The following is a 7,689-nucleotide window of genomic DNA, read 5'->3' as shown; positions in this document are numbered from 1 at the left end:
TGGTGATAATGTTAATTATGTCAAATGTATGCAAGCTATTCTTCGGGACCATCCTACTTCGCGTAGCGAAACAGGACTTGCGTTCTGCGTCAGTTTCGTCGACTTGGATATCCCGCTGCGCGTCCTATACTGAAAGGGAGCCGCGCGGAAGCCGGCCCCTGATGCAGAAGCGGACGAGAAATCGTTCATTGGGGCGCGGTAGCGGGCCCACGGAAACGCCTGTGTGAAAAGCGCAGGCGTTTTCTTTTGCAGCCCAGATGACGACTACCCGCAAATGCCCACACGTTCACCAGCGCCGATATGTGCGAAGGGTGGCTGCGTCCGCATGGAGCGGGTGCAACGCAACCTACTCCGGTCACACTGAATTTGGCGGGAACGACGCGTTAGGCTGAGCCACCTCAGAGAATTCCGGAATACCTACGTCCCCAGCATGGCATCGAAGCCTCGTCGTCGCATTGAAATGTCCGCGGAGGATAGCGTGTTCGCTGACACGGTCATTAGACGGGAACCGGTAGGCTGCGTTGGTTGAGGTCCAGTCCTGACACGCGAAGGGGATCGTTTTCCCATGCCGGTCCAAAGCTGTTTTAGCAGGGTTAAGAAGCGGCGGAGCAACCTGACGTCCTGGAATTCGCTGTCCTGGACCTCCAGATCGCACCACTGTAGCGCCCGTCAGGAATCGATGCTTTGGTAGACCTGTCAGAGGGCGCCCCGACTTATGTGCATCGATCTCAGTGGAACAACTCGGACGAGGACAGGGGGTTAAAGCTCGGGCCGAGTCCTCCTGCGGCAAGTACCCTGCCGTCAGGCAGCATCGTGGCGGTTTGCTGGTTGCGTGGCTGGCTAAGGCTCGCCGTCAGTGACCATGTGCCGGCAGCGGGGTCGTACAATTCGGCGGACGGCAGAAACGCCGGACGGCCAACTCCCCCCGCTGCGAGCACCTTGCCATTCGCAAGCAGCGTTGCAGTGAAGAAGTAACGCGCCTGGTTCATGCTGGAGGTCGGTGACCAGGTGCCCGTTGCAGGGTCGAATAGTTCGGCTACGGCAATTGCAGCGGTCCCTCCAACGTTCCCGCCCGCCACGAGTACCCGCCCATCTGGCAGTAGCGTAGCCGTGTGGAGACTGTGTGCCCGGCTCATGCTGCCGGTCTGCGACCACGTACCTGTGGCCGGATCGTACAGTTCGGCCGACGACAGCAGACCTGCGCTGCCATTTCCCCCCGCAACAAGCACCCGCCCGTCAGGCAGCAGGGTGGCGGTGGCACTGTAGCGTGCCTGTGCCAGACCGCCGGTTGGCGACCATGTCCCTGCGGCGGGGTCGTACAACTCGGCCGTGGATAGCGCGGTGCGATCTGAACCGCGTCCCCCTGCAACCAGTACGAGGCCGTTGGAAAGCAGGGTGGCCGATTGGCTATCACGCGCCTGACTCATGCTGCCAGTCGACAACCACGTACCCGTTGCAGGGTCGTACAGTTCGGCGGACTGGCCTCCTCCGAGCCCCCCCGCCACGAGAACGCGCCCCGTGGGCAGCAGCGTGGCCGAGTGAAAATACCGTGGCTGCCGCAGATTTCCGGTCAGTGACCAGGTAGCCGTTGCCGCGTCATACAGCTCGGCCGAGGACAACGTACTACTCTTGCCGCTCCCCCCTGCCGCCAGAACCCGTCCATCTGAAAGCAGCGTGGCGGTGTGCCGGTAGCGACCCTGGTTCAGATTGTCTGCTGGCAACCATTCCCCAATCACCGCGTTATCGACATCAATAATGACCTGCGCGGTGACGCTGCCGGCGCTGTTGCTGCCCGTTATGGTGTAGGTGGTCGGTGCTGCCACCGCGGTTGGCGTGCCGCTGATCGCGCCGGTCTGTGCATTGATACTCAGTCCGGCCGGTAATGTTGGCGACACGGAGAACTGGGTAATTTGACCGCCCGACGACTGCGGCTCGTTGTCCACGATCGGCAGGCCGACGATGTACACCGGATCGGGGTCCGAGTAAGCAAGACTCGTTGGCGGTACGAACTGCGCCGCGACTTCGATCGTGAGCTGAGTCTCGACACTGTCCACGCTGTTGCTCCCGGAGACCGTGTAGACAGTCGACGCGGTCACCGTCGTTGGCGTGCCGGTAATGACGCCTGTCTGCGGATCGAGGGAGAGACCCGCGGGAAGCGCAGGCGACACGCTGTATTGCGTGATCTCGCCGCCTGTGGTGATTGGCGTATTGGGTGTGATCTGCAGGTTGGTCACATAGACAACCGAACTGTCCAGGTAACCAAGATTTTCCGGTGCGATGGCGGTGGCCTTGACCTCGATCTCCAGCCGGGTGGTGGCACTCCCCGCCGCATTGCTGCCGGTGACGGTGTAAACCGCGTCATTGCTTACGGCGGTGGGCGTGCCGGAGATCGCGCACGTCTGCGGATCCAGGACGAGGCCCGCAGGCAACGGTGGAGACACACTGCATTGCGTGATCGCTCCGCCGCTGTTGCTCAGCGTATCGGGGATGATTGCAATACCTTGCGCGTACACCACCGAAGAATCGCGCTCGGCTAGCCCGGCAGGCGGGGCAGAGGTGACACCGTTGCTGCCACTGCCCTGACATCCAGCCGCCAGAGTGACCAGCGACACAAGAAAGCCTGTCGCCCAACGTTTTGTCAGCATGGACTTGGCCTCGGCACTGTTTTTTTCAGAATAGGTCGTCCCGCCGTCGGCGGTCAATTGTGATCAGGCGGATTTTCCGGTTTGCACAAGCAGCCTGGCGGACTGGAATGGACGCACGTGCTGGCCGGCCTCGATTTCGCAACATGCCGGAAAGCGAAACGAATCGTCAGATAGGCTCAAGCTCTGAACAAATCGCCTGACCGCAACGGTTTGAAAAATGCCAATGGCGGAAATGGTTTCGAGTGCGGACAGGTACTCTCGCGAGGCCATGCGTCTCTTGTGGGTCGATCAGCGCCATTCGAAAAGCTCAGTGCACGGACGCTCAACGGGCGCAAATTTGCGGATCCTGGGATGACCCCTCTCCCGCCTCTCGGGCAGGCTGGTTCGATGAACGGCCGGACGCCTCCGGAAAAGCGCGGCGACCGGTTTCTGCCGACCGGTGCGCCGCGCGTTGGGTGTTCTAGATACTCTTGAAATTGCCGCCGGCGGCGGTGCGCGGTTATGGGCGCCGCCGGTGAGCCTTTTCAGGAGAACCCGTCTGATGTCTTCCCCGCTGTCCCCGCTGTTGTCCCCCATCGCCGGCGCGCAGGGCGCGCTGCAGCTGCTCACCGAGACCGACCCGGCCTCGGAAGCTGGCCGCGCTGTCGTCGCTGTTCGAGTACCTGTGCGACAGGAACGCGGTTGAATTCAACCCGGTCAAGGGCGCGAAACGCCCGAAGGTCGACAGTTATGAGGGCAGGACGCCGGCGCTTGGCGATCATCAGGCGCGCGCGCTGCTCGATGCGCCGGATACGGCCACACTCAAGGGCAAGCGCGACCGTGCGCTGCTGTCGGTGCTGCTGTATCACGGGCTGCGCCGCGAGGAACTGTGCCTGCTGACCGTGCGCGACATCCACGCGCGCCGCGGCGTCCCGCACCTGCGCGTGCACGGCAAGGGCGGCAAGACCCGCTACCTGCCACTGCACCCGGGCAGTGCCGAACGGATCCACGCGTATCTGGAAGCCGCCGGCCACGGCGCCGAACCGGCCGCGCCGCTGTTCCAGCCGGTGAAACGCCGGCAGGGCACCACCCGGGGCGCGGCGATCACCGCCGATGGCGTCTATAAATGCGTGCTCGCGTACGCAGCGCAGGCGAAGATTGCGGTCGACGGCTTCGGCGTGCACAGCCTGCGCGCGACCGCCGCCACCAACGCGCTCGAGCACGAGGCCGACATTGCGAACGTCCAGGAGTGGCTCGGCCACGCGAACATCGCGACCACGCGGATCTACGACCGGCGCAAGAGCCGCCCGAAGGATTCGCCGACGTTCAAGGTGGCATACTGAACCGGACGGCGCCGCAGCGGCGAAGAAGCGCCGGACGGACCGGCGCGCACGTGGGGTTGCCGGACGGGACCCGCGATCGCAGGCTCCTGCTGGAGAACAAATGAAAGACCAAATCGTACCCACACCACCGCTGAACGAAACAGAAATCGATCAGCTTGATGATTTCCTGACCAGCGATTCCGCTCCCGACGCGGCCATGAACGTTTCGATGATGGACGGGTTTATGACCGCGCTCGCCTCGGGGCCCAACCTGATGATGCCTCGCACCATGCTGGGCTGGGTCTGGGATGCGGAGCATGGCCAGGACCTGCCGACGTTTGCCAGTGCGGACGAGTCAGAAGGCATCGTCGGGCTGATCATCCGGCACTGGAATAGCGTCAACGACATGCTGAACGATGCGTCCGCCGGGTACGAACCGCTCATCCCTGAACGCGAATCAGATGGGCAAGTGATTTCAGTCATCGACGACTGGTGCGAGGGGTATTACAAAGGCATCGCCGTCGACCGGACCGCGTGGACGCCGCTCCTCGCGGAGCACCCTGAATGGTTCACGGTGATCATGCTGTACGGCACGGAGGAGGGGTGGGAAGAGCTGAAACGGCGAAATGACAGCCTCGATCAGCATCAGGCATTTGCCGGCTCGCTCGCCGGGTCGGTGCAAGCTATTTACCACTACTGGGTCGAACAGCGCCGGCTGCAGATCGGGCGCGGCAGGATGCCCGGTGTGATGGCCCAACGCGAGCCGCTTCGGCGCGCACCGAAGGTGGGTCGTAACGACCCCTGCCCGTGCGGTTCAGGAAAGAAATACAAGCGCTGTCATGGCGCGCTCGAAGTGGCCACCGGTTCCGGAAGCACCGGGCATGGCTTTGCTCCGGAACCTGCCAGACGTGTTCTGTCTGACGCCGAGGAGTCGTTGACTGTTTCCCCGCTGAGTCGGCGCATCGCACGCGACGGCACTGCCGTTGAGGTTGAAATCTACGGTGATGGCAAGGGGGCGTGGCTACTCGAGGTCGTCGACGAATTCGGCAATTCGACCGTCTGGGACGATTCATTTCCGACTGACAGTGCAGCGCTCGCCGAAGCCATGAATGTGATCGACAGCGAAGGCATCGCGGCCGTGACTGGTTCGCCGCCAGTCAGCACAACGCGCCATTGACTGTGGTTACGTGGGTCCATGGCACCCCTGCTCGCTCATCGCTGCGGTCGTCGCCGCCAGACGGCTAGTCCGGATGCAGGACACGGTCCGTTTCGATGATTCGAAGCGCCTCGCCAAGCGTCACACCGGCATGGAGCCGCCACCATTTGCCCGTGTGCCGCATCCAGTAGATATCGAAATGGTCCCGTCCCATCCGGTCGATACGGGCGAAGGGCACATCGAACTCCTCGCCGCGATTGTGCTCCATGCCCGACCTGCATCGCTGCATGAAACGGTATCGCCCCGCCGCCCAGGCGCCATGGATGTCGACCACGTAATTCCATTCGGTCGGTCTGATCTCCGGCAGGAAGCGCGGCTTCAGGACCTCGCGAATGAAGCTCTCGCAAGCCGCGATGATCGCCCGCTTCTCCACCTCGTCCGCCGGCGCCGGCCGGGGCGCGCGAGTTGTCGGTATCCACTGTTTTTGTCGAGCCATATCCTTGATCCCTGCCTGCCGATCTTGACCAGTCACGCGTGCGGTAACACGCTCGCGCCACAGCACTTCTTGTATTTCTTCCCGCTGCCACAGGGGCAAGCGTCATTGCGACCCACCTTCTCAGACTGCATCGGTATGGGGGATTCAGCCTTCGCGGTGTGCGACTGGATCAATGCCGGCAGCGAGGAGGCTGCGAGCTTTGTCACGATGCTGACGGGCAGCTTCAAGGCTTACGCCGGGATAATCGCCGAACAACAGGCATTTGGCATTGCTGCCCAAGCGGTATTTGAAGCGCCACCACTTCCTGCCATCAGGATGAATCAGCAAATCAAGACCCTGTCCGTCTGGGAGTAGCCGGGTTACGGTTCCCGGCTTTTCGTCACGAATGACGGCCTCACTGAGGCGGTCGCGGACGTTCCTCGCTCCTTTGTTTGTAACAAAGTTGCGTCTTTAACGGGGTCACAATCGGTTCCTTGATCAGTTCGTAGCGTGGCCGACTGCGGCGGCTGCAACGCCCAAAAGAAGCAAAGCAAAAAGCCCGTAAGGCGTTCACCTGACGGGCTTCATATGTTGGTTGCGGGGATAGGATTTGAACCTATGACCTTCGGGTTATGAGCCCGACGAGCTGCCAGACTGCTCCACCCCGCGGCGCGGAGTGTACTGGGGTTGTCGGTTCCGGTCAACAAGACCCGCCAGCGCCGCAGGTCATTGGGTGTTGGCGGTGTCCGCCTAGCTGTAGCGGCCCGATAACATAAATCGCTGGGACCGATTACATCGGCGGTTGCGGGACCACATTAGCTGAGAATATCGGTGCGCGTGGGACCACATTCGGCGAGAACTCTATAGTGGCACGCCGGGAGCACGCCGGGGGACGGCGGCCAGGATTCAAGGGGCGTCCCTATCCGTCGGCCATGAAGAGACGGTCACCGATCCCAGTGTGAACGACCGCTCTTCGGCGCTATGCAAAGCTTCTCATAGGTCGAATCCAACCAGCCGCCGTTTCGCGTCTGATCGAGGGTCATTGCAGTAAGCATGCCACACATTTACCATCCCTCTTTAACGACTACGACGGAGTCAACTTTTGCCCCGTTTTGTTGTCTGCGGACCTTGCAAAATTGCAAGCTGAGATTGTCGCGTCATTGACGCAGTGTCAGGTTGATCCCCCGCGCCAGGGCGCTTGTATCGCGGGGTGCAGGCCCGTCAAGGGCGACAAGCCGCGCGAGAGGAAAAATCCATGTGGGAAAGGGAAGCGCGCTTCCGGACGATGATGGACACGGCTCCGGTGATGATCTGGATGTCGGATACGGCTCGGCTGAGTACGTTTTTCAACAAGCCGTGGCTGGATTTTACGGGCCGCACGTTGGAGCAGGAAATCGGCAACGGGTGGGCAGAGGGTGTCCACCCGGACGATTTCGAACGCTGCCTGAGCGTTTACGTCTCATCGTTTGACGCGCGCAAGGATTTCACGAGGGAATACCGTCTGCGAAGACGGGATGGCGTGTATCGCTGGATCCTCGATACCGGCGTGCCGCAGGAGGACGTCGACGGCACGTTTCTCGGCTATGTTGGTTCATGCGTCGATATCACCGAACGCAGGCAGGCCGAAGAAAAATTCCGGAGCGCTCTGGAATTCCTGCCGATTGCAATTCTCATGATTGGTCAACACGGGCGGATTGTGCTGGCTAATGAGCAGACCGAAAGGCTCTTCGGGTATCGACGTGACGAACTGAGCGGGCTGCCTGCGACTATGCTCGTTTCGCAATTGCGGAGCGATAACGAGTCCACGCCGGAACCCGAGATCTCCCGCATGGCACACGCTTCTATAGTGGCGGCCCCTCGCGATCTGTTCGCGCGGCGCAAGGACGGAACCGAGTTCCCGGTCGAGGTCGGCTGCAAGACGATTCGATTCGAAGATGAAGAGGCCGTGCTCGCGGCCATCATCGACAGAACGGAGCGGTATGAACTGTACCGAAACCGGCAGGAACTGGCCCATCTGACGCGCGTGTCAACGATGGGTCACCTAGCAGTGTCGATCGCGCATGAACTGAACCAGCCCCTTACCGCGATTCTGAGCAACACGGAGGCCGCCGC

At 61.7% G+C, this 7,689-nt stretch carries 7 protein-coding genes, 1 tRNA gene and 1 pseudogene; 3 read left to right on the top strand and 6 right to left on the bottom strand.

Annotated elements, in window-relative coordinates:
• Positions 1-355: 355 nt before the first annotated feature.
• Both P0D89_RS49695 and P0D89_RS49690 read right to left on the bottom strand, forming a co-directional pair.
• A pseudogene (locus tag P0D89_RS49695) lies at positions 356-648 on the bottom strand (IS4/Tn5 family transposase DNA-binding protein).
• Between the two features lie 80 nt (positions 649-728).
• Positions 729-2,702, bottom strand: coding sequence for a putative Ig domain-containing protein (locus P0D89_RS49690; protein WP_408368946.1), 1,974 nt, complete (start codon positions 2,700-2,702; stop codon positions 729-731).
• 575 nt (positions 2,703-3,277) lie between these two features.
• Between P0D89_RS49690 and P0D89_RS49685 the strand changes: the two genes are divergently transcribed.
• Both P0D89_RS49685 and P0D89_RS49680 read left to right on the top strand, forming a co-directional pair.
• Entirely contained in the window at positions 3,278-3,967 is a 690-nt protein-coding gene (locus tag P0D89_RS49685) for a tyrosine-type recombinase/integrase (protein WP_408368952.1), read from the top strand.
• 100 nt (positions 3,968-4,067) lie between these two features.
• Positions 4,068-5,123, top strand: coding sequence for a UPF0149 family protein (locus tag P0D89_RS49680; protein WP_408379175.1), 1,056 nt, complete (start codon positions 4,068-4,070; stop codon positions 5,121-5,123).
• Positions 5,124-5,187: 64 nt separating this feature from the next.
• Here the strand turns inward: P0D89_RS49680 and P0D89_RS49675 are convergent, their stop codons facing one another.
• The 4 genes from P0D89_RS49675 to P0D89_RS49660 all read right to left on the bottom strand — a co-directional run bounded on the left by P0D89_RS49675 (position 5,188) and on the right by P0D89_RS49660 (position 6,246).
• A complete protein-coding gene (locus tag P0D89_RS49675) occupies positions 5,188-5,664 on the bottom strand; it encodes a DUF3024 domain-containing protein (RefSeq protein ID WP_408368940.1) in 477 nt (158 codons plus the stop codon).
• Entirely contained in the window at positions 5,631-5,729 is a 99-nt protein-coding gene (locus P0D89_RS49670; protein ID WP_408368950.1) for an SEC-C metal-binding domain-containing protein, read from the bottom strand. Before P0D89_RS49670 ends, P0D89_RS49675 begins: the two co-directional genes overlap by 34 nt.
• Before the next feature lie 13 nt (positions 5,730-5,742).
• On the bottom strand, positions 5,743-5,985 hold the full coding sequence (locus P0D89_RS49665) for an Arm DNA-binding domain-containing protein (RefSeq protein WP_408368948.1): 243 nt from the start codon (positions 5,983-5,985) through the stop codon (positions 5,743-5,745).
• Positions 5,986-6,169: 184 nt separating this feature from the next.
• A tRNA-Met gene (locus tag P0D89_RS49660) sits at positions 6,170-6,246 on the bottom strand.
• Between the two features lie 529 nt (positions 6,247-6,775).
• On the opposite strand from P0D89_RS49660, the gene P0D89_RS49655 reads away from it, so the two are divergent.
• A partial coding sequence (locus P0D89_RS49655) for a PAS domain-containing protein (protein ID WP_408379174.1) occupies positions 6,776-7,689 on the top strand: 914 nt, incomplete at its 3' end.

It is taken from the genome of Paraburkholderia sp. RL18-085-BIA-A (genome assembly GCF_046027075.1).
Taxonomy (GTDB): Bacteria; Pseudomonadota; Gammaproteobacteria; order Burkholderiales; family Burkholderiaceae; genus Paraburkholderia.
This window is presented reverse-complemented; position numbering and strand designations above follow the sequence as displayed.

Bases quoted from the DNA above. Each gene is read 5' to 3' on its own strand.
- P0D89_RS49680 (WP_408379175.1), top strand. From the start codon at position 4,068: ATGAAAGACCAAATCGTACCCACACCACCGCTGAACGAAACAGAAATC.
- P0D89_RS49670 (WP_408368950.1), bottom strand. From the start codon at position 5,729: ATGCAGTCTGAGAAGGTGGGTCGCAATGACGCTTGCCCCTGTGGCAGC.